This is a genomic window from Akkermansia massiliensis (genome assembly GCF_023516715.1).
Taxonomy (GTDB): domain Bacteria; phylum Verrucomicrobiota; class Verrucomicrobiia; order Verrucomicrobiales; family Akkermansiaceae; genus Akkermansia; species Akkermansia massiliensis.
This window is the reverse complement of record NZ_JAMGSI010000001.1, coordinates 1,122,013-1,141,637: the sequence shown is the minus strand read 5'-3', so window position 1 is coordinate 1,141,637 and position 19,625 is coordinate 1,122,013. Positions and strand designations below refer to the sequence as shown.

Below are 19,625 nucleotides of genomic sequence, written 5' to 3'. Positions count from 1 at the left end.
ATGACGGCGATAGCCGCCCTGGTTCTGCTGGGGGCGCTCTGGTTCATGGTGAGGGATGACGGGGGCAGGAATGCCGCGCCCCATTTGTTTGACAATATGAACGAGCGTCCGCTGGCGGACGCCCAGCAGGTGCGGGAGCCCTTCACTCCCGCAGGCCGGAAGGTCCGCCTGACGCCGCCCCATGCCGTCGCGCAATCCCTGGGAACGGGGGAGGCAGTCCGTGAACGGGGGAATGACCGGGATTCCTTTGCCGCGGAGGGCTCCTATTTTTCCTCCGGCCGCATGCAGGGGGGGGAGGAGGATATCATGCCCCTGGAATTGGGCGGGGTTTCCCGCAGCCGTGACGTGCTGGCGGAGGGGCGCACGCTGTATCTGGCGCATTGCGCCGTCTGCCACGGTGCGGATGGAAACGGACGCGGCAGCATGGCCGCTTATGACACCTACCCTCAGATAGGCTCCTTCCGGGATGAAAAGTATGCGGCCTATTCTCCCGGAAAAATGTTCAGGAGCATTCGGCTGGGGCAGGGGAACATGCCCGCTTTCGGAAACATTCTCACGGCCCGGGAAATCTGGTGCCTGGTGGCGTTCGTCCGCCGGCTTCAGGCGCTCCCGGCGCCCCCGCAGGAAGAGCGACCCGTTACTAGACAGGGGGAACACCGTCCATGAACAGCAATACATCATCAACCGGAAGGGAACGCCGGGACAGGCCGGGATTCGGCTGGGCCGGACGTTCCGCCGCCCTTGCCCTGTGGATCATTTCCGTGCTGCTGTGGTGCGTGCTGATGCGCCAGTCTTTTAACGCCATGCCGTGGGATGAGATGACGGTGGCCGGAACCCGGCTGCATGAATGGAGAAAACCGTTTGCCGCCGCCGGAATGGCGGTGGGCGTCATCGGTACGGGCGTTTGCCTGGGGTGCCTGTTCTGGCTCTGCCTGTCTTCCCTGACGGGAGCCGGGTGGGGTATCACGCTGAGGCGGGTGCTGGCGGCGGCCTGCTGGGGCTTTTTACCCGGCGTTCTGGTGCTGGCGGGAACGGTCGGCTGCCTGACTACCGTCATCTTTCCGGAGGCGGCCCGCTACTGGGGCGTGGCGGATATTTCCTCTCCCGCCGTCCAGGCCTTCGGCGTGCTGGACCTGGCTGATCCCGCGTGGTGGAATCCGGCGTGGCTGTATGTGCGCATGGGAATCATCGTAGTGCTGGCCTGGAGCATGGCCCAGGTATGGGAGACGCTGGCGGCGGAAAAAAACGTCTGGCAGCCTTCCTTCCGCCGGGGGAGCGCCGCTTTCTGCATGATTGTGACGGTGATGATGCTGGGCGTGCTGGGGATTGACATGCTGGCAGGGACGGGAAGGGCCGTTCTTTCCATGTTCCCCGTGTACATGGTTGCGTATGCCCTGCTGGCGTCTCTGGCATTAGCGGTGCTGGCCGCGGCGTGCCTGAGGAAGCTGGACGGAGGGAAGGGATTGCCGTGGCCGCGCCTGGGCGGCATGCTGACGGCCATGGTGCTGGTGAAAGCATACATCACGTACTCCCAGTACATGATTACATGGTATGCCTCCCTTCCGGCTGAAATGTCTTTTTATGACGCCGCCTTCTCCTGGTCCGGGCTCCTGTCCGCGGCTCTGGCGCTCCAGCTTCTGGTGCCTTTCCTCGTTTTGCTCTTTCCCGCGTTGAGACGCCGCCCGTCTGCGCTGGGCGCGGTCTGCGTCTGCATCCTGCTTGGCTCCCTGCTGGAAGCGTGCTGGATGTTCTGCCCCGGCTTTGGGCTGGAACCGGCTGCGTGGGGCACGTGGCTCCCCCTCGTCCTGCTCCTGGTGGCGATGGGCCTGGTCTGCTGTTTTTCCTTCCTGGGGGCCTTGAGCGTCCGCAGGGTATTTCCCGAATCACGATGAATGTTCCCGCCGCCGTTTCTTCCCTGTTCCGCCGCCGTCCGGACGAGTGGCTGCCCCTGTTCTGGCTGGCGGCGGCCTGCGTGCTGGGGCTGGTGTGGTCCCTGGTCCATGCCTCCGGACTGGTGGCGGGTGTTCCGCTGCCGTGGCCGGCTGGGCGCCTCATGTTCTCCTTTTACGGTGCGCTGGTGTACGGATGGGCCCTCCCCGTCCTGTTTTCTTTCATGGCGGAGAACGGATGCAGGCGGCTGAAACCCGCGGAATGGCTCTGGCACCTCTGCGTTGTGCTGGGGATGGCCACGATTATGACGGGAGACGGAAGCGGCCTGCTCCTGATGCCCTTTGACTGGTGGGTTTGCCCGGTGTTTGCCATCCTTGCCGCCGGCAAGGCGTGCGCTGCGTGGTTCCGGCCGTTCCCGTGGCCCGTGCGGCTGCTGTTCAGTTCCTCCGCGGGATGCACGGCGGCGGCCCTTCTGGCGCTGGGTTATACGCAGGCTTTGTCCATGAACGGCCTGCTGGACGCCTCCTCCCTGGAAGGCAGCCTGTCCTGCGGGCTGATGTTTGCCGCGCTGGGAGCGGCGGCGTTCCGCTTGAACATGGCCAAAGGCCGCGGTTTTGGAATACTGGCCGTCTGGATGGCCGCCGTGCTGGCGGCGGCTCCGGTGGTAGGCGGTCTGGGGGGGCTCCGGGGTTTTCCCGTGCCCTGGGCGCTGGCGGAAGCCGGGGCCGTCTGGTCGTGGTGCGCCGCGGTTCCCGCCGTGCTGATGGCGGTGTATCTTTGGATGAAATCCGGTCCGGAGACCGGGACGTGGCTGAAAGCCGCGGTTTCCCTGCTTGCCTTGCTGGCAGTGTGGGACGTGTTTGCCGGGGCGTGGCCGGAGCTGATGCAGTTTTCCCTGTCCGCGTGGCATGAGGCGGAATTGTGGATCCTGCTGGGAGCCGGAGCGCTGATGATGGCCGGAAGGAAGGGGCCCGTGCGGTTTCCTGCGGCATGGTGGCTGTTGGGCGCCGGCGTTTGCGGCGTGCTTCTGGCTTATGCCGTGGGCGTGGTTGCCGCGGTGGATGTTCAGGCTTTTCCGGAAGCCCGGCGCGCGGAACTGATGAGCGGCTGGGTGGGCATGGCGGCCTGCGTCCATGCCGTTGCCATGGCTCTGTGCCTGGCGGGAAGCCTTTGCCTGTGGCGTCCGGCGGATGCCGGGAACCCGGAAATGGAAACTCCGGTTCCGCAGCGTCTTTTCTTCATTGCCGCCGTTGCGGCTGTTCTGTTGCTGGCTACGGCGGCGGCTGTCCTGCTGCATGCTCCCGCGCCGGACTCACTGGAGGTCAGGCGGCCCGTCCAGGATGCGGCAGGAGCCAGGATTTATGCCGCTGAGGGGTGCGCCCTGTGCCACACCCAGATCATCCGGCGTTCCATGTCCGGGAAGGACTGGCAGACGGCAATCGACCGCGGCACGGACCCGGATTTCCCTTACCGGGTCAGCGAGCCGGAAGACATGGATGCCGAATTCAACGGGGAGGGCGCTCCGCAGGCGGGCGTGGCGGCGGTAGGGCCGGATTTGAGCAATGCGGCGGAATACGCCGCAGGCAGGCTGGAATATGAAGACGCGGTATCCGGCGGCACGCGCCGCGCCGCGCAGGTAAGGGAATGGCTGGCCCTTCATCTTTACAACCCGCGGGAACCGCAGTTTAAAAAGCCCTGGACCGTGTGCCCCTCCATGCCCGGCATGTTTGAAGAACGCCCGGTGGAGGGGAATGCCCCTTCCCTGGATGCCCTGCCTGTCCGGATGGAGCAGGGCCGGGAACTGGTGCCTTCCGGGCGCGGGGAACGGCTGTTGAACTATCTTGCTTCCCTCAGGAGAGTGGAACCCTCCCGGAAACGCGACCGGATTCATTCTTTTCCTGGCCTGTCCCACATTCATCCGGACTATGCCGCCCATCCTCCCACGGTGGACATGGAACGCCTGAAAAGAGCCCGTGCGGCCGCCGTCATGGAAAAAGGAAGGGGCGTGTACCTTTCCAAATGCGCCATTTGCCACGGCAACGACGGCATGGGGGACAAGGTGACCTATCCGCCCCTGGCCGGGTCCGAATGGCTGAAGGAAAAGCCTGATGCGGAAATCGTCAAAATCATCCTCCAGGGGCTGACCGGGCCGATCACGGTGAACGGGAAGGAATGGAATTCCACCATGCTGCCGCCCGGCGTGACGAATTCCCGTGACCTGGCGAACCTGCTCACGTTCCTTCGCCGCCAGTTCGGCGGAGTGGAAAAGGCGGCCTACACGCCGGAACAGATGGACGCCATCCGCCGGGAGCTGTAACGGCACATGTCATTACGGTTGCCGGCCGCTCTCCGCGCGGCATGTTTTTTCTGCACGGTTTCAAGCAATGCAGGAGGGCGGTTGCAGAAAAATTCCACGCTTTACGCTTCTTGAATACGCGGCGGAAACAGAGGCAAATGCCATTCCATGAATTTGGAAAATACGTCCGCCATTGCTTCGGACAAAAACGTTGTTATCGGGACAAATGCCAGCGTCGACAATGGCACTGACAATGTCGTGATAGGTTATCAATCTTCCACCAGGGATGACCGGGGCACCATTGCGGGCTCCATGTCCGTCGGAGCCGCCCTGGGGATCATATCAAGGTAGGGAACTCCTGTGTTTCCGTAGGCTCCTGGTCCAATACGGCCCATGGACATGGTTGCCGCCCTAGTGGAAGAACTTGCCGGAGGCTCCGCGGAACTTTCCCCCGCCGCTTTGCCTTCCCGGAAATCCCGGGAAGCGGCGCCTGAACGGACCGTTCCGTCGGAACCCTGCGAACTGACGGAAAAAGGGAGCGTCTGAATGAAAAGAGTTTCCGTGACGGACTGACGCCGTTTCCCAGGAAACATGACGGGGCTGCCGCACCATATCCAAGTGCGGCAGCCCTTTTATTTAAATAGTTCCGGCTTACAGGACGAGCATGTCCCGGTCGTCAAATTCATCGTTCGGTCCCCAGGCAACTTCCCAGTAATAGCCGTCCGGGTCCGCAAAATAGCCATGGAAGCCGCCCCAGAAAACATCCTGGGGTTCCTTGACGATCCTGGCTCCCGCGTTCCGCGCCAGTTCAATGACTTCAACTACCTCCTCCTTCGTTTTTGCATTATAGGCAAGCGTAATTCCTCCGAACCCGGCGCCGATGGGCGGAGGATTCTCTCCGTTGATGTCCTTTGCCAGCAAATCCAGCGGATACAGCTCCAGTTTGGTGCCGGGAGTGCTGAAAAAGACGACGTCCGGATGGTCGCCCGTCTCATCCGTTTTAAAACCGAGTCCGTCACGGTAAAATTGCAGCGCCTTCTTCATGTCCCTGACTCCAAGGCAGACGATGTTCATTCTGTTCATGTTCTTCTTCATGGGATGGTATTTGAAATGTTTGATGGAGATGGCCCGGGTATCGGTTCCTCTGCAAAAAAAAGGCTGCCCTCCGCACCGTGTACCGGGAAGGCAGCCGGATGAAAGTGGCCGGGGAAAAGGTCAGCTCAGGGCTTCCACCAGCTTGTCGCCGTAGGCGGAGCAGGAAAGCTCCGTGGAACCGGGAATCATTTCCGCGAGGTCGAACGTGACCGTTTTTGCGGAAATCACTTGGTCAATGGCCTGAATCAGCAGGTCTGCCGCTTCCGTCCAGCCCATGTAGCGCAGCATCATTTCCGCGGACAGGATGACGGAGCTGGGGTTGGCCTTGTCCAGTCCGGCCAGTTTGGGCCCGGTGCCGTGCGTGGCTTCAAAAATGGAATGGCCCGTCAGGTAATTGATGTTGCCGCCGGGCGCGATGCCGATGCCGCCTACCTGCGCCGCCAGGGCGTCGGAAATATAGTCCCCGTTCAGGTTTAGCGTGGCAACCACGTCGAAATTCTCCGGATGAAGCAGGATTTCCTGAAGGAAGGCGTCCGCAATGCAATCCTTGATCACGATTCCGTTGGGAAGCTTCAGCCAGGGGCCGTCTCCGATGGGCTGGGCGCCGTATTCCCGGCGCGCGACGTCGTACCCCCAGTCGCGGAAGCCGCCTTCCGTGAACTTCATGATATTGCCCTTGTGAACCAGCGTGACGCTCTTGCGGCCGTTCTCCACGGCGTAATCAATGGCGGCGCGCACCAGGCGCTCCGTGCCTTCACGGGAAACGGGCTTGATGCCGAAGCCGGAGCTCTCCGGGAAGCGCACCTTCTTCATGCGCTCCGGGAAGATGCGGCTCATGGTGTCGAAAAACAGTTTGGCGTCCTCGGACCCTTCCTTGAATTCGATGCCGGCGTAAATGTCTTCCGTATTCTCGCGGAAAACGACCATGTCCACCTTTTCCGGAGCCTTCACGGGAGTTTCAATGCCGTTGAAATAGCGCACCGGGCGCAGGCAGACGAACAGGTCCAGATCCTGACGCAGCGTAACGTTCAGGCTGCGGATGCCGCCGCCCACGGGGGTGGTGAGGGGGCCCTTGATGCCGACCAGGTAGGTCCGGAAGGCTTCCACCGTCTCATTCGGGAGCCATGTACCCAGGTTGTCAAAGGACTTCTGCCCGGCAAAAACTTCATACCAGGCAATGGAACGCTTGCCCTGGTAAGCTTTCTTCACGGCCGCGTCAATCACCCGGGAAGCCGCCGCCCAGATTTCAGGCCCGGTTCCGTCACCGATGATGAAGGGAATGATGGGCCTGTCCGGAACGCAAAGCCTGCCGTTCTGCATGGTGACGGCTGCGCCGTCCGTGGGAGGGGTGAATGTTAAATTGGCCATGACGTGCGTTCCTTTATAGGAGCCAGCCCGTTTTGGCAAGATAAAAGAACGGAATGGGGAAGTGCGCATCATGGAGCTCTTGATGGCCGCCAAGCCTCTTGTACGGGCAGTATCAGAACCAGCGGTCCTTTCCGGGCGGTTCTTCCGGCTGTCCGGCTTCTTCCCGGAGGCGGCGCAGGAAATTTTCTTCCGCCTGGCGTATCAAGCCGCTCTCCATGATGTGCTTCCGGGCGCTTTCGTTCAACTGGTTGACGGCAATGGCGGCGTCTTCGGAAGTCAGCCTGTTCCAGATGCCGGCGTCATCCCTCACGATTCTGAGGGAGCCCTCCACCATCTCGCAGGAAACCAGCTTTCCGTGAAGCCCCTCCGCGGTAATGGGTCCTTTGTTCCCTGCGGGAATGATAACCCGGAGCGGCTCGGGTCCCTCCAGGTCAATGCCTCCGTGGGCGCGGTAGGCCGCTTTCAGGATCAGCGTCTTTTTACTCCACCACCACGTGGTGGAATACCGGTATTCATACTCGAACGTCCGTTCCACGGTCACCAGGTTGGCTACCTTCTCGTCCTTCTGCACGATCAGGGCCACGCCGCCGTGGTCGGAGGAAAACCCCTTGTTGATCAGGGTGAGGCCTACCTCCCTGCCTGCTTCAATCAACTTTTCCGCCACCTCCATCGGTTTTTCCACCGGGGCGGTGATGCAGGACCGCACGCCCCAGAACAGCATGGCCAGGGCCCCGATCAGGACGGCGCCTTTAACCAGAACGACGACAGCAGGGGAATGCAGGAAGGAGGATGGTGGGGTATCACTCATGAAACGTTGTACGGGACGGGAACTCAGGGTTCCGGGTCTTCATGGGAACCGTCCTTCTTGAGGGGAGGCATGAACAGGGCCAGGAATGTGAAGGCGATGACGGTCAGGTCGTCTATCTGGCCTACTCCGGGAATGAAATCCGGAATCAGGTCAATGGGGGAAAAGGCATAAAGAGCCGTCAGCACCAGGAGAACAAGCTTGCGTTTAGTGAAAAGGCGCGGTTCTCCTTCCCGGCTGCGGAAATAATTGATGGCCCTGGTCAGGAATTGCTGCCTGGGCCCGTTGGGTGGAATGGGAAGCTTGTTTTTCATGGGGCTGCAAGGGTGAAGTTGCGGGAAATGGAAAAGGAACGCTCCGTTACGGGGAGAAAAGGCATGAATGCAGGCAGGAGAAGATGATACCGCCTATGATAACGAGCGCCACAATCATGGCCTCCCGGCTATTTGTCTGGGAAGCAACATAGAGCAGGGACCGCCTGTAATCGTCTTTGATGGGTGGCTTTTCTTTCATCAGGGAGCTTTTCTGAAATTATCTCATGCGCTTCCGGCTGCGTCCAGAGCAATTCCCGGATGCCGCTGGGAGTATGTGTCCTGCCGTTTAAAAGAGAGTGGAACGTTTACGGCAAATACGTTATATGGGAGAACCTTCTTTCCAGAATATCCCTTCATGACATTCAAACCGGCAGAGGGGAAAGAGAATCAGGCACCAAATAGATGCCGGAAGGAAGAAACGGTATGGCGTGCCGACAAGAGAACGCGGCAGGGAAAGGAAAGGGCTCCATGGGGAATTGCTTCCGTTTCTCCGAATCTTGTTGCACTTCCTTTTGCGATGTGCTGGAATCGTCTGATGAACAAGTGGTTTTTGTTTTCTCTGTACATGTTGTTCGGTGCAGTGCTTTCGCCTTTGCTGGCAGGTGAAGCCGAGAGTTCTCCCCCTGATAGCGGCAGGGAGCAGGTTGATTCTTCCGTCTGGATCAATGATGAATCACCCCATTTGGCTCCCGTTTATTTTACAGGAGTCATGCACAAGCGGAGCAGGTGGGAAATCGATATTATTTCCCTCAACAGTCATGAATTGCCGGAACCGATGACCGTGGCTTTGGAAAAGAAGCCTGCGGGGTTCACTTCTTCTGCAGGAGGCACGCCCTGCTGCGGGATTATTCCCCTCCTGATCCCCTCCGGAGCGGAAGAAGAACCCCGGCGGTGGCGTGATGCGGGAGCTTCTCCCTCTCTGGTGAAGGAAAACACCCCCCAGGCTCTTTCCCTTTTGCAGGAATCAGTTTTACAAAGCTACCAGCATCAAATTATTAAATCCATAAAAATGTCCATCGGCATCCTTGAACGGATGACGGATGAAAACCAGGCGCTGGCACTGGAAAAGAGCTGGGCTTATGAAATTATAGATTATACTTTCTGGATATTGCTGGAGGGAAGCGTTCCCTTCGATGCAAGAATGGCTTATGTCCAACGTAATCCGGACGTCCTGAAGCAATCGCAGAAGGAGTCGGATACCTATTGTGAAAGGGTTCGCATTCTCCGGAACAAGCCGTGGAGCGGCAAATTGCGCCTGTTGCAGGATAAAAAGGAGAATCTTCCGGCGGGGACTCCCAGTTGCCTTAATCCCTAATTATTTTGTTCATGAACCACGGAAACATTGAATTCAGGAAAGTAAGCGGCTTTAAGCGGGGAACGTTGTTTGAATTACTGTCGGACGCCTATTCCTTTGACGGGAGATGGGAAGATTGTTGCGGTGCAGACTGGAAGGAGTTTGATGATTTTTTCTTTGATAACCCGCAGATTGCGGACCGATACGGTTTTATAACCGTCTTGAATGGCAAGGCCGCCGGGCTGGCGTCGTGGGACCCGAGGAAGATGCCCGAATATGTGGAGATAGGCCACAACTGCATCATCACCTCCTGCAAGGGCCATGGGTATGGCAGGATGCAGCTCCGGGAGGCGCTTCAAAGAATCGTGAAAAGGGGGGCGAAAAGAATCATTGTGACCACGAATGGCCGCTCGGTTCCCGCCCGGCGGATGTATGAAGGCGCAGGTTTCAAGGTTTGCGGGAAAAGGAGGAACGAAAGCCATACCGCCTTTTTCGGGGACTACATTGATTATGAAATGATGCTGCCCTAAGGACGTTTGTGCGGAACTGCCAGCCAAACGGATTCCGGGGGCTGAATGATCCCGTGGAAGATGAAACAGGGCGGTTTTCCCTTGATTCGCGGCCATTCCCGGGAACGGGGCCGTCCCGCTCCCGCAAACATGAAGGCGGCATTGACACGGCGGAGGGCACGGGGTACTCTCCTGCGGCATATAATGATCAGTTTTACGAATATCAGCGGGGCCGAGGAGATTGGAGCCAATTGCTATTTGCTTGAAATGGACGGCACCCGGATCGTGCTTGACAGCGGGATGCACCCCAAGAGGGAGGGGATGGCGGCCATGCCGGATTTTGATTCCATGGAGCCCAATTCCGTGGAAGCCGTTTTTTTAAGCCATTCCCACCTGGACCACCTGGGAACGCTGCCCGTGCTTCAGGAGAAGCAGCCCGCGGCGGAAGTATTCATGACGCCCGCCGCAGCCGCCCTGTCTGAAGTGATGCTGCACAATTCCGTGAATGTGATGAGCGCCAAGAGGCTGGACCTGGGCATTGTGGAGTATCCCTTTTTCACCCATAACGACCTGGACAGGCTGAGCGACGCCTGGCATGCCAAGTCCTGCAACGAGGTGTTCCGCGTGGGCTTCCGCCAGAACGTGCTGGCCACGTTTTACGATGCCGGCCACATTCTGGGGTCCGCGGGCGTGATGCTGGAAGGAGAGAGCGGCCATACGGTGTTTTATACGGGGGACGTGCAGTTTGAGGACCAGAGCATGATTCCCGGAGCGGATTTCCCGGAATCCGGCGTGGATACGCTGATTATGGAGTGCACGCGCGGCGGCTTCCAGCGCAGCGCCCATTATTCCCGCCCGGAGGAGATGGTGCGGTTCGGGAAGGCGATTGCGGAGACGCTGGAACGCGGCGGCGCCGTGCTGATTCCGGTATTCGCCATCGGCAAGAGCCAGGAGATGCTGTTCAATATCCACCGTTTCAAGCAGCAGGGGGTGATCCCCGCCAATACGCCCGTGTACTTCGGCGGGTTGAGCGCCAAGGTTTCCCTGCTGTACGACCGCTTTGCCGGGCTGACCCGCAGGCACGACCATGAGTTCAAGCTGAAGGAGGAAATAAAGACCGTGCCCCTGCCGCGCAAGGGAAAAGCCCCGCTGGTGTGTTCCCCCGGGAATATTTACGTGGTTTCCAGCGGCATGATGACGGAGAATACGCTCTCCAACGTGATGGCGGAGCAGGTTCTTCCGCATGAGAAAAACGCCATTCTTTTTGTAGGGTATGCGGACCCGGATTCCCCCGCGGGCCGGCTGCGGGCCGCGCAGGAGGGGGATCTGGTGAAGATGCGGCCCAACGGGCAGCCCGTGCGCCGCAACTGTACGGTGGATTGTTTTGACTTTTCCGGGCACGCTACCCGTGACGCCCTTGTCAATTATGCCGTGAAGCTGAATCCCAGGCAGGTGGTTCTGGTGCACGGTGATCCGGATGCCGTGGAGTGGATGCATGATACGCTGTCCGCCAGAATGCCGGGTTCCACCATCATCGCTCCCGTTCCGGGCCAGCGTTATACGTTTGAGTCATGAGTTTTACCGGAGAGAGAAAAGGCCGCCTGATCGTCTTTGAAGGCATAGACGGCACGGGCAAGTCCACCCACATCGGCCAGTTGCGGAAGTATCTGGAGGGGAAGGGGCTGGAAGTGGTGCAGAGCTTTGAGCCCACGCGCGGGCCGTGGGGCCGGATGTTGCGGGATTCCGCCGTGACGGGGCGCCTTTCCGTAGAGGATGAGGTAGAATTATTCCTGAAAGACAGGCGGGAGCATGTGGAGACGCTGATCGCCCCTGCGCTGGCGCGCGGCGCGTGGGTGTTGCTGGACCGCTATTACCTTTCCATGATGGCTTACCAGGGCGCGCGTGGGGTGGATACTTCCGTCATCCGCGCTGCCAATGAAGAGTTTGCCCCGGTGCCGGACGCCGTGGTCTGGCTGGATATTCCCGTTTCCGTGGCTCTGGAACGCATCGGGAGCCGCGGAGAACGCGATGCCTTTGAGACGGAAGCGGGCCTGACGGCCTGCCGCAACGTGTTCGCCTCCATCCATGAACCCTGGATGCTCCGCGTGGACGCGGACGCCGGGAAGGAGGAAGTGGCGGCAAGAGTGCGGAAGGCCCTTTCCGGGAATTTTCCCGAAGTGATTAGTGAATAGGCGTATTCCACTGGCCGGAGGCCGGGAATTTTCCCTTAATATTTAATCCCCGGTATTTGGTCGCTGCGCCGCAGGCGCATAAACCGTCGGGTCCGGGATTCCGGCTTCCCTGAAGGCTTCCCGGCGCTCCACGCAGGTGGAGCAGGCGCCGCAGTGGACGGGACCTCCCTTGTAGCAGGAGTAGGTGCGGGAGAAGTCCACGCCCAGTTCATGGCCCATGGCGGCGATGCCGCCCTTGGACGTGCGGATGAAGGGACGCAGGATGCCCAGCCCGGCATAGGTCCCCAGGCGGACGGCCTCCGTCATGGCGGCCATGAATTCCTCCCGGCAGTCCGGGTAAATGCTGTGGTCCCCGGAATGGGCGGCAATGACAAGCTGCTGCGCTCCGCAGCTTTCCGCCACCCCGGCCGCGATGGACAGGAAGATGCCGTTGCGGAAGGGGACGACGGTCTGCTTCATCAGCTCCTCGTCATAGGAGCCGTCCGGGATGTCGTCCGCGCCGGAGAGGAGGGCGGATTTCAAATGGGCGGAGATGGGGGAGATGTCAATCACGCGGTGCTCTATGCCCAGGCTGGCGGCCTGCCAGGCGGCGCATTCCAGCTCCCGTTCCGCGTGGTTGGAGGCGTAGTCAAAGCTGAGGGCCACCCGCACGCGGTGGTTCCGGTGCGCCCAGTGCAGGGCTACGCTGGAGTCCAGCCCCCCGCTGAGCAGTACGGCGGTTTCCGTCTTATCCATGGCGCGCGTCAGAGGGGGCGGTTTTCCGGGTTGTGCTCCGCCATGGCGGTCAGCTGGATGCCGCCGCGGGGGGAGAAACGGCCTTCTACTTTCAGCCACCGCGGGGAGATGGCGGCTGCCAGGTCATCCGTGATGCGGTTGACGATCTGTTCGTTGAAGGCCGGGTAGTTGCGGTAGGAGGCCAGGTAGTATTTGAGGGATTTGGTTTCCACGCACTTTTCATCCGGAACGTAGGTGATCGTCAGGTGGCAGGAGTCCGGCTGCCCGGTGACGGGGCAGAGGGAGGAGAATTCATGGGTGTCCAGCGTGATGGTGTAGGGACGCGTGCCGCGGTTGGGGAAGGATTCCAGCTTGGCGTCGTCAGGGCTGGTGAAGAAGGAGCTTTGTGAGCCGAGTAGAGTCAGAGGTTCGGACATGGATGGTTGATGTTGTGTTGTAGTGGAAATTCAGTTTTCCTGCGCGGCGGCGTCTTTTTCCTGAACGGGTTCCCTGCCGGGGAATTCTTTCACGTACAGGTCCTGCTGGGGGAAGGGGATGGAGATGCCGTGCTCGTTGAACGCATTATAGATGTGTTCCCGCACGGAGGAAAGGCTGGAGGCCTTCGTCATGACGGGAACCCAGACCCATACGCCCAGATTGACGGAGCTGTCCCCGAAGCTGTCCAGCACCACGCTGGTTTTTTTCACCTTGGAAAGGAAGGGCAGGGAGGACAGCGTTTCCAGAACGATTTGGCGCGCCCGCTCCACGTCCGTTCCGTAGGAGATGCCCACTTCCACCTTGGAGCATTCGAACTTGTGGTTGCGGGTCATGTTGCGGAAGTTCTTGTTGAAGAGCTGGGAGTTCTGGAAGGCGATGATGGAGCCGTCCAGCGTTTCAATCATGGTGGAGCGGTAGCCCAGGGAGGAGACGCGGCCCCGGTAGCCGTCGCATTCGATCATGTCCCCCTGCCGCAGGCGCCCCAGCATCAGGGACAGGCCGCTGATGATGTTTTCAATAGTGTCTTTCAGGGCGAAGCCGATGCCCATGCTCAAGCCGCCCATGACCATCAGCAGCCCGTTGTAGTTGGCGTTCATGATGATGAGGGCCGTGAAGACGAAGAGCCCCCACAGGAACAGGGAGGAAAGCGTCACGAAGGTGGGGATGATGCCCACTTCATAGTCTTCCCCATAGACTTCATGCAGGGTGTTTTTACCGATGAAGATCAGGTAGTTGAGCACAATGGCAATCAGGATGACCGTGATGACGTGGCTCCAGCTGAAGGTGAGCAGGTCCTTGATTTCCGTGGTGGCGAAGATTTTGTTGATGATGAGGTCCCCCATGTCGAAGGTGGCGGCGGGCCAGATGATGCTGAACAGGATGAGGAAGATGGTCAGGCAGGGGAGCACCAGCTTGGAGACGAAGGGGCGGAACCACAGGATCGCCTGCTTGTTCCGTTCCTTCCGGCGGTTTTCATAGTGGTGGAGCAGGTTCCACAGCCCCACCAGGAGCAGGATGCTGGTCATCAGCATGATCCACGTCATCAGCACCAGGAAGGCCATGAAGCTGAACCCGGCCCAGCACAGGCCGCTGCCCAGGATGGTGAGCACCAGGGAGACGGTGGCGAAGAAGCGGTCCAGACGGGGAAGCTTGTGCCGCTGCCGCACCCAGGTCAGCAGGGAGAAGAGGGAAACCAGCGTGAACAGGACGGGCATGGAAATGTCCACGATGATGTTGGGGGCCATGAACATGCGCAGCAGCATGAAGAAGCCGCCCAGGAGCAGGTAGGGCATGTAGATGCGAATGCCGGAGTTAATGGTGCCGTAGGGGAGGCGCGTCACCAGGGAGAACAGGATGGCGCTGACCAGCAGGAGGAATTCCGCTCCCAGGGAGGCCGCGCTTTTCAGCAGGTAGTCCGGCGTGCGCATGGAGGCGATGACGAGGACGATCGCTACGATGAGGATGGTGGTGACGTTGGTGAAGGCGTGGCGCTTGTTGTAGTGGCCCGTCTTTTCCAGCGTTTTCTTGAAGCCCAGGAAGACGATGAGGCGGGAAAGGCAGTAGGAGCACAGGACGATGCCCAGCAGGATGAGCCCGTAGTGCTTGAGCGTTTCCGGGTCCGACGGGAGCTGGAGCTTGCTGTCTGCGGACGTTTCCCAGGCCCCCATGCAAATTTCATACGTCTTGAGCGGCTTGAGGAAGATGTACCGGGCCGCGTTGGACGGCGTGTAGAATACCCGGTTGAAGAGGGAGGTGAACAGCTTGCCGCTTTCATGGTTCAGGGCGTCTATCTTGCCGCCCAGGCTGTTGAAGAGCTCCTTGAGGTAGCTGATCTGCTCCTTTTCCTTGAGCAGGGATTCTTCCAGGGTGCGGCAGGTGTACAGGGCCTCGTCCCTCTGCACCAGGGAGGGTTCCGACAGGTTGTCCGTGTTGACTTCCTCCAGGGATTCCGCCAGTTTTTTGATGCGCCCTATTTCCTTGTCCAGCCGTTCCTCCTGTCCCTGGAAGTCCGGCCTTTGGGCGTAATACGTCTTGACCAGGCTGGTGGCGGCTTTGCAGTAAAAGGCCAGCGTGAAGATTTTCTGATCGTCCAGGGCGTAAAGCACGGCGGACATTTCATACACCCTGGTGTCAAAGTAATTGTAGGTGGCGTCCGCCTCCTTCACCAGCGCCTCCCGGATGGCCATCCTTTTTTCCTCATTCTTTTTCAGGATGGTGATTTCATGGCACAGGGCCATGATGACGGTGTCCATTTCCGAGTGGTCAGGCTCTGCCTGGGGCTGCTCGGGGTCTGGTTCCTGCACCTGTTCCGGAACGGCGGCAGGCGCGCCCTCCTGCTGTGCCGCAGCATGGCCCGCGGCCAGCACACCTGCCAGGAGGAAGGCGGCGCAGCAGCGGAAAAACGTCCGGTAATCAGGGATGCTCATGAACGGTTCCAGTTCTAGGGGCTGGGGGCATCACGGTCAAGGTTATATTCCCCCGCTGCCTGAGACGGCTTTGCGGGGGGAAGGCGCGCGCTTTCCGGAGCCTCGTCCGGCCACTTTTTTCAGAAACCGGCATTCCCTGCCCGGCGGGTGGCCCTTATTGATTTCATGATTGATTTTTTAACGGAATATTGGGTAATATATAAATAATTTCATGAATTGTATGAAGGAGCCGGAAATTTTAACCATAGACGCCCACTGCCATTTGTTCAACCACGAGGTCCTTTCCTGGAGGCTCCTGGTGGATTTCATTCTTTCCCGCATGCGTCCACGGGGAACGCGGGCGCGTCTGGAAACGGCGGGAGGCATCAGCGAGTTGAAGAGGATCATCCGTTTTTTCAAGACGGGCTTGATGGATACGGAGAACATTTACGGCAAGCTGCTGGCGGAGGGCGGCTGCAATACCGTCGTGCCGCTGATGTTTGACCTGGATTACTGCATGAAGGGCGCCGATGGGGCTGACGGGCTCCGGCGGCGGAAGGCCTGCAAGAGGAATGTAAAAAGGGAGGCGCGGAAGGAATGGGCCGTGCTCCGGAAGGAGCTTGATGAGCTGGCGGAACAGGCCGGGAGGGGGGACAGGAGGGAAATCGGGGAGATGAAGCAGGCGCTCCGCCGCCTGTCCAGAAAGACGGAACGGCTTCCCCTGGGGAAACGGGATGCGTTCCGGATGCAGGAAGAAGAACTGCTCAAACTGGCGGCGGCGCATCCCGGCCGCGTGCTTCCGTTTTACGTGGTGGACCCCCGCCGCCCCGGCAACTGGCTGCATGGTCCGGACGGGACGATAGACATTTCCCCCATGACGGACAGGCTGGTTCCGGAATTGGGAGGGAAGGGCGGTTTTTACGGCTTCAAGCTGTATTGCCCCAACGGCTATTCCCCTACGGACCCGGCGCTGATGGCCCTGTATGAGTATTGCGAACGGCACGGGGCGCCGCTGACGGCCCATTGCTCCGGCGGCGGCTTTGCCAGTTTTTCCACTTCCATCACGGTGCACGGGCATGTTTACCGGAATGGAGAGGTTGTTCCGCATGACGGCGTTCTGGAGTTCAGGCACTACCGCCTGACGGACAAGCTGCGGGTGAAGGAGAAGGCGGAACTCCTGAACCATCCCCGGCTGTGGGAGAAGGTGATGGAGGCTTTTCCGCGCCTCCGGCTGAACCTGGCCCACTTCGGCTGCCAGGACGAAGGCATGGAATGGACGGAGCTGATTTACGGCATGATGGAGAAGTTTCCCGGACTTCATACGGATTTGTCCTGCATCACGGAGACGGCGAAGCTCAGGGAGATGCGGGAGTACTTTCTCAAGGCCCCGGAACAGGTGCGCCGCAAATTCCTGTTCGGGAGCGATTTTTATCTGAACCTTCTTTTTCTGGACGGGATGAAGGAGTACATGGAGAACTTCCGGAATACGTTTACGGAGCAGGAAAGGCAGGAGCTGATGACGGCCAATCCCTCCGCATTCCTGGGATTGTCCTGACGGAAACAGGAAACGCTCCGGAGGGATGTCCGGAGCGTTTGAAAGAAGGACCGTTCCCGGCGGGAATCAGTTCAGGGAGAACGCACGGATTCTCCGCACGGATTCCTCCCGGCCCAGCAGGGAGAAGACGGAGGAAAGGTCCGGTCCGCCGCTCAGCCCGGTGAGGGCCACGCGGGCGGGGAACATGACGGCTCCCATTTTCATGCCGTTTTCCTTGGCAAAGGCTTTCAGCACGCCGATGAGTTCATGGCCGTCCCATTCCGGTTCCCGCTCCAGCCTGTCCGCCAGTTTGGAAAGCAGTTCCAGGGCTTCCGGCTGGACCTTGGCAACGGCTTCCGGGTCCATGCCCAGGTCAAAGAAGAAGCGGATTTTGTCCGGCACCTCCGCCAGCGTCTGCACCTTCGTCTGCACGGTGGCGATGGCGGCGTCCAGAATCGGGGAGTCCGGCAGTCCGGCATTCAGGCAGAAGGGGCGCGCCCTGGCCGTGAATTCCTCCGGAGCCAGCGCAATGATATGCTGCTGGTTGACCCAGCGGCACTTGGTGATGTCAAATTTGGCGGCGGAGTGGTTGACGGCTTCCAGGGAGAAGCGCTCAATGAGCTCCTGCGGGGAGAAGATTTCCGTGTCGTCCTTGGGGGACCAGCCCAGCAGGGCCAGGAAGTTCATCACGCCTTTCGGCAGGAAGCCTTCTTCCGGATACGCGCCCAGGGCCGCGCCTACGTCGCGCTTGGACATCTTGGAACCGTCCTGGTTCAGGATCAGCGGCATGTGGGCGAAGACCGGGGGAGTGACGCCGAAGGCCTCAAACAGTTGGATGTGCTTGGGCGTGTTCATGATGTGGTCTTTCCCGCGGATGACGTGGGTCATCTTCATTTCAATGTCGTCCACCACGTTGACGAAGTGGAAGATGTAGGAGCCGTCCGCCCGGCGGATGGCCATGTCCGGCGTGTTGGAAGCGTCCCGGTAGTCAATGGTGATGTCTCCGCAGATCAGGTCATGGAAGGTGACGGGCTTGGAGCGGTCAAAGCGGAAGCGCCATGCGCCGTCGTCCTCGTACACGCGTCCGGCATCCTGGAGCTTCTTGAAATAGGCGTCGTAAATATCGTTGCGCTGGCTCTGGAAGTAGGGGCCGCAGTCGCCGCCCTTCATGGGGCCTTCATCCCAGTCCAGGCCCAGCCATTCCATGCCGGTGAAGATTGCGCGGGTGGCTTCCTCCGTGTTGCGGGCGTTGTCCGTATCCTCAATGCGGAGAATGAAGGTGCCCCCCATCTTGCGGGCGAACAGCCAGTTGAACAGGGCGGTGCGGGCGCCGCCGATGTGGAGGTAGCCCGTGGGGGAAGGTGCGAATCTTGTTCTGACGTGACTCATGATGGGTAAGAGAGTAAGGGCCAGCCTGCCCGCGTCAAGCAGATACAGGGGGTGCATGCCAAAAAACGGGGCTGCGGCGGCGGGGAGGGGCAACGGGCTTTTTTTAGCGCGTTGTCGGCCTTGCGGCTTGCCTGGAAGGGACTTTTAGGCTTCATTTAACGCCGTGTTCTTTTTAAAGCACATATTCCGTCTGCGGGAGAAGTGGCAGATTCAGAGGGATGATGAGGAAAAGCCCTTTCTGGAGCATCTGGATGACCTGCGGACCATGCTGCTGAGGATGGCGCTGTGCCTGACCGTCAGCACGATTCTGTGCGCCGGGTTTGCGTCCAATCTGATGGACATCCTGAGGCGTCCCGTCAACCAGGTGTGGGACATGTTTGAGGAATCCCACCTGCCCGCGGGAATAGGCCTGGAGGCATGGGGGAAGGCCAAGGAAATGGCTACGGCCATGACGAGCCTGGACGACTCCCAGAAGAAATTGCTTCTGCGGCAGGTTTCCCCGTCCCAGGGGGATTTGACGGAGGCCGCCCTGGTGCTCCGCGGCGCGCAGCCCCTGCCGGAGGACAGGAAGAAGATTTTTATCAGGGACGGCAGCCCCACCTCCTCCGTGCGGGAGCTGGCGGAGGCCCTGGATGCCAAGGAAGCCATTCTGACGGACGGCACCGGGCGGGGCGCCCTTAAGATGATGAGCGCGTTCCAGCCGGGGGAGGCGTTCATGCTGACCATCAAGCTTTCCCTGTATGCCGGGGTGGTGATCTCCTTCCCGCTGTTGCTGTACTTCCTGCTGCAATTCATTATTCCCGGACTGCTGGAGCATGAACGCAGGCTGCTGTACAAGTGCATGGCGATCGGCTTCGGGCTGTTCCTGGCGGGTACGCTGTTCTGCTACTTCATCGTGCTTCCCAGGGTGCTGACGTTCTTCTACACGTATTCCCTGGAATTCGGCATTTCCAATGAATGGCGCATCGGCTACTACCTGTCCTTCGCTACGCAGATGATCCTGATGTTCGGCCTGGCGTTTGAACTGCCCGTGGTGGTGATGCCTTTCGTCAAGCTGGGCGTGCTGACCTACGACATGATGAAGGCCACGCGCCGCTACGCCATTGTGGCGATCGCCATCCTGGCCGCGGTCATCACCCCCACGCCGGACGTGGCCACCATGATGCTGATGGCCGTTCCCATGTATGCGCTGTATGAAATATGCATCATCCTGGCCTGGATGCATGAGCGCAAGGAGGCCGCACGCGCACGGGAGGAAGTCGCCCGGTTTGAAGAAGACTTTGACAACAACAATTCTCCCTACAACCAGTAAATACATCCAA

General features: G+C 59.9%; 18 protein-coding genes. 10 read left to right on the top strand and 8 right to left on the bottom strand.

Features of this window, described 5'->3' with window-relative positions; all coding sequences use genetic code 11:
* The 4 genes from M8N44_RS04910 to M8N44_RS04895 all read left to right on the top strand — a co-directional run bounded on the left by M8N44_RS04910 (position 1) and on the right by M8N44_RS04895 (position 4,732).
* Positions 1 to 666, top strand: coding sequence for a c-type cytochrome (locus tag M8N44_RS04910; protein ID WP_146021094.1), 666 nt, complete (start codon positions 1 to 3; stop codon positions 664 to 666).
* Positions 663 to 1,892 carry a hypothetical protein gene (locus tag M8N44_RS04905; protein ID WP_102728188.1) on the top strand — a complete coding sequence of 410 codons (1,230 nt, stop codon included), beginning with the start codon at positions 663 to 665 and terminating at the stop codon, positions 1,890 to 1,892. Before M8N44_RS04910 ends, M8N44_RS04905 begins: the two co-directional genes overlap by 4 nt.
* A complete protein-coding gene (locus M8N44_RS04900; RefSeq protein WP_102726332.1) occupies positions 1,889 to 4,207 on the top strand; it encodes a c-type cytochrome in 2,319 nt (772 codons plus the stop codon). The genes M8N44_RS04905 and M8N44_RS04900 overlap by 4 nt, the downstream gene beginning before the upstream one ends.
* 372 nt (positions 4,208 to 4,579) lie before the next feature.
* The gene (locus tag M8N44_RS04895; protein ID WP_180975158.1) at positions 4,580 to 4,732 is read left to right on the top strand and encodes a hypothetical protein; all 153 of its coding nucleotides are present in this window, start codon (positions 4,580 to 4,582) and stop codon (positions 4,730 to 4,732) included.
* 105 nt (positions 4,733 to 4,837) lie between these two features.
* Here M8N44_RS04895 and M8N44_RS04890 read toward each other — a convergent pair whose 3' ends face one another.
* From M8N44_RS04890 to M8N44_RS04875, 4 genes are all read right to left on the bottom strand, one after another.
* Positions 4,838 to 5,269, bottom strand: a complete 432-nt coding sequence (locus M8N44_RS04890; RefSeq protein ID WP_102722034.1) for a VOC family protein — start codon at positions 5,267 to 5,269, stop codon at positions 4,838 to 4,840.
* Positions 5,270 to 5,401: 132 nt separating this feature from the next.
* Positions 5,402 to 6,649, bottom strand: a complete 1,248-nt coding sequence (gene icd, locus M8N44_RS04885; RefSeq protein ID WP_102726408.1) for an NADP-dependent isocitrate dehydrogenase — start codon at positions 6,647 to 6,649, stop codon at positions 5,402 to 5,404.
* Between the two features lie 112 nt (positions 6,650 to 6,761).
* Positions 6,762 to 7,457 (bottom strand): DUF4230 domain-containing protein, encoded by a 696-nt coding sequence (locus M8N44_RS04880; protein WP_102722036.1) that lies wholly within the window; start codon positions 7,455 to 7,457, stop codon positions 6,762 to 6,764.
* A gap of 23 nt (positions 7,458 to 7,480) precedes the next feature.
* A complete protein-coding gene (locus tag M8N44_RS04875) occupies positions 7,481 to 7,768 on the bottom strand; it encodes a YkvA family protein (RefSeq protein WP_102728190.1) in 288 nt (95 codons plus the stop codon).
* Positions 7,769 to 7,835: 67 nt separating this feature from the next.
* Between M8N44_RS04875 and M8N44_RS04870 the strand changes: the two genes are divergently transcribed.
* The 4 genes from M8N44_RS04870 to tmk all read left to right on the top strand — a co-directional run bounded on the left by M8N44_RS04870 (position 7,836) and on the right by tmk (position 11,763).
* A complete protein-coding gene (locus tag M8N44_RS04870) occupies positions 7,836 to 9,083 on the top strand; it encodes a hypothetical protein (protein ID WP_146021095.1) in 1,248 nt (415 codons plus the stop codon).
* 11 nt (positions 9,084 to 9,094) lie between these two features.
* Positions 9,095 to 9,592 (top strand): GNAT family N-acetyltransferase, encoded by a 498-nt coding sequence (locus tag M8N44_RS04865; protein ID WP_102728192.1) that lies wholly within the window; start codon positions 9,095 to 9,097, stop codon positions 9,590 to 9,592.
* 183 nt (positions 9,593 to 9,775) lie between these two features.
* Positions 9,776 to 11,146, top strand: a complete 1,371-nt coding sequence (locus tag M8N44_RS04860; protein WP_180971021.1) for an MBL fold metallo-hydrolase — start codon at positions 9,776 to 9,778, stop codon at positions 11,144 to 11,146.
* Positions 11,143 to 11,763: a dTMP kinase gene (gene tmk, locus M8N44_RS04855; protein ID WP_022398327.1), complete on the top strand. Its 621-nt coding sequence runs from the start codon at positions 11,143 to 11,145 to the stop codon at positions 11,761 to 11,763. Before M8N44_RS04860 ends, tmk begins: the two co-directional genes overlap by 4 nt.
* 42 nt (positions 11,764 to 11,805) lie before the next feature.
* Here tmk and queC read toward each other — a convergent pair whose 3' ends face one another.
* Genes queC through M8N44_RS04840 form a run of 3 tightly spaced genes read right to left on the bottom strand, consistent with a single transcriptional unit; the run spans position 11,806 to position 15,401 of the window.
* Positions 11,806 to 12,498, bottom strand: a complete 693-nt coding sequence (gene queC / locus M8N44_RS04850) for a 7-cyano-7-deazaguanine synthase QueC (RefSeq protein WP_102722039.1) — start codon at positions 12,496 to 12,498, stop codon at positions 11,806 to 11,808.
* An 8-nt stretch (positions 12,499 to 12,506) separates the two neighbouring features.
* Positions 12,507 to 12,914 (bottom strand): preQ(1) synthase, encoded by a 408-nt coding sequence (queF, locus tag M8N44_RS04845; protein ID WP_022398325.1) that lies wholly within the window; start codon positions 12,912 to 12,914, stop codon positions 12,507 to 12,509.
* 30 nt (positions 12,915 to 12,944) lie between these two features.
* Positions 12,945 to 15,401: a mechanosensitive ion channel family protein gene (locus M8N44_RS04840; RefSeq protein ID WP_102728194.1), complete on the bottom strand. Its 2,457-nt coding sequence runs from the start codon at positions 15,399 to 15,401 to the stop codon at positions 12,945 to 12,947.
* Positions 15,402 to 15,612: 211 nt separating this feature from the next.
* On the opposite strand from M8N44_RS04840, the gene M8N44_RS04835 reads away from it, so the two are divergent.
* Complete coding sequence (locus M8N44_RS04835) at positions 15,613 to 16,935, top strand: amidohydrolase family protein (RefSeq protein WP_102728195.1); 1,323 nt, start codon at positions 15,613 to 15,615, stop codon at positions 16,933 to 16,935.
* Positions 16,936 to 17,001: 66 nt separating this feature from the next.
* Here M8N44_RS04835 and M8N44_RS04830 read toward each other — a convergent pair whose 3' ends face one another.
* Positions 17,002 to 18,303 carry a glutamate--tRNA ligase gene (locus M8N44_RS04830; protein WP_102728249.1) on the bottom strand — a complete coding sequence of 434 codons (1,302 nt, stop codon included), beginning with the start codon at positions 18,301 to 18,303 and terminating at the stop codon, positions 17,002 to 17,004.
* Positions 18,304 to 18,466: 163 nt separating this feature from the next.
* On the opposite strand from M8N44_RS04830, the gene tatC reads away from it, so the two are divergent.
* A complete protein-coding gene (gene tatC, locus M8N44_RS04825; protein ID WP_022398321.1) occupies positions 18,467 to 19,615 on the top strand; it encodes a twin-arginine translocase subunit TatC in 1,149 nt (382 codons plus the stop codon).
* Positions 19,616 to 19,625: the final 10 nt, after the last annotated feature.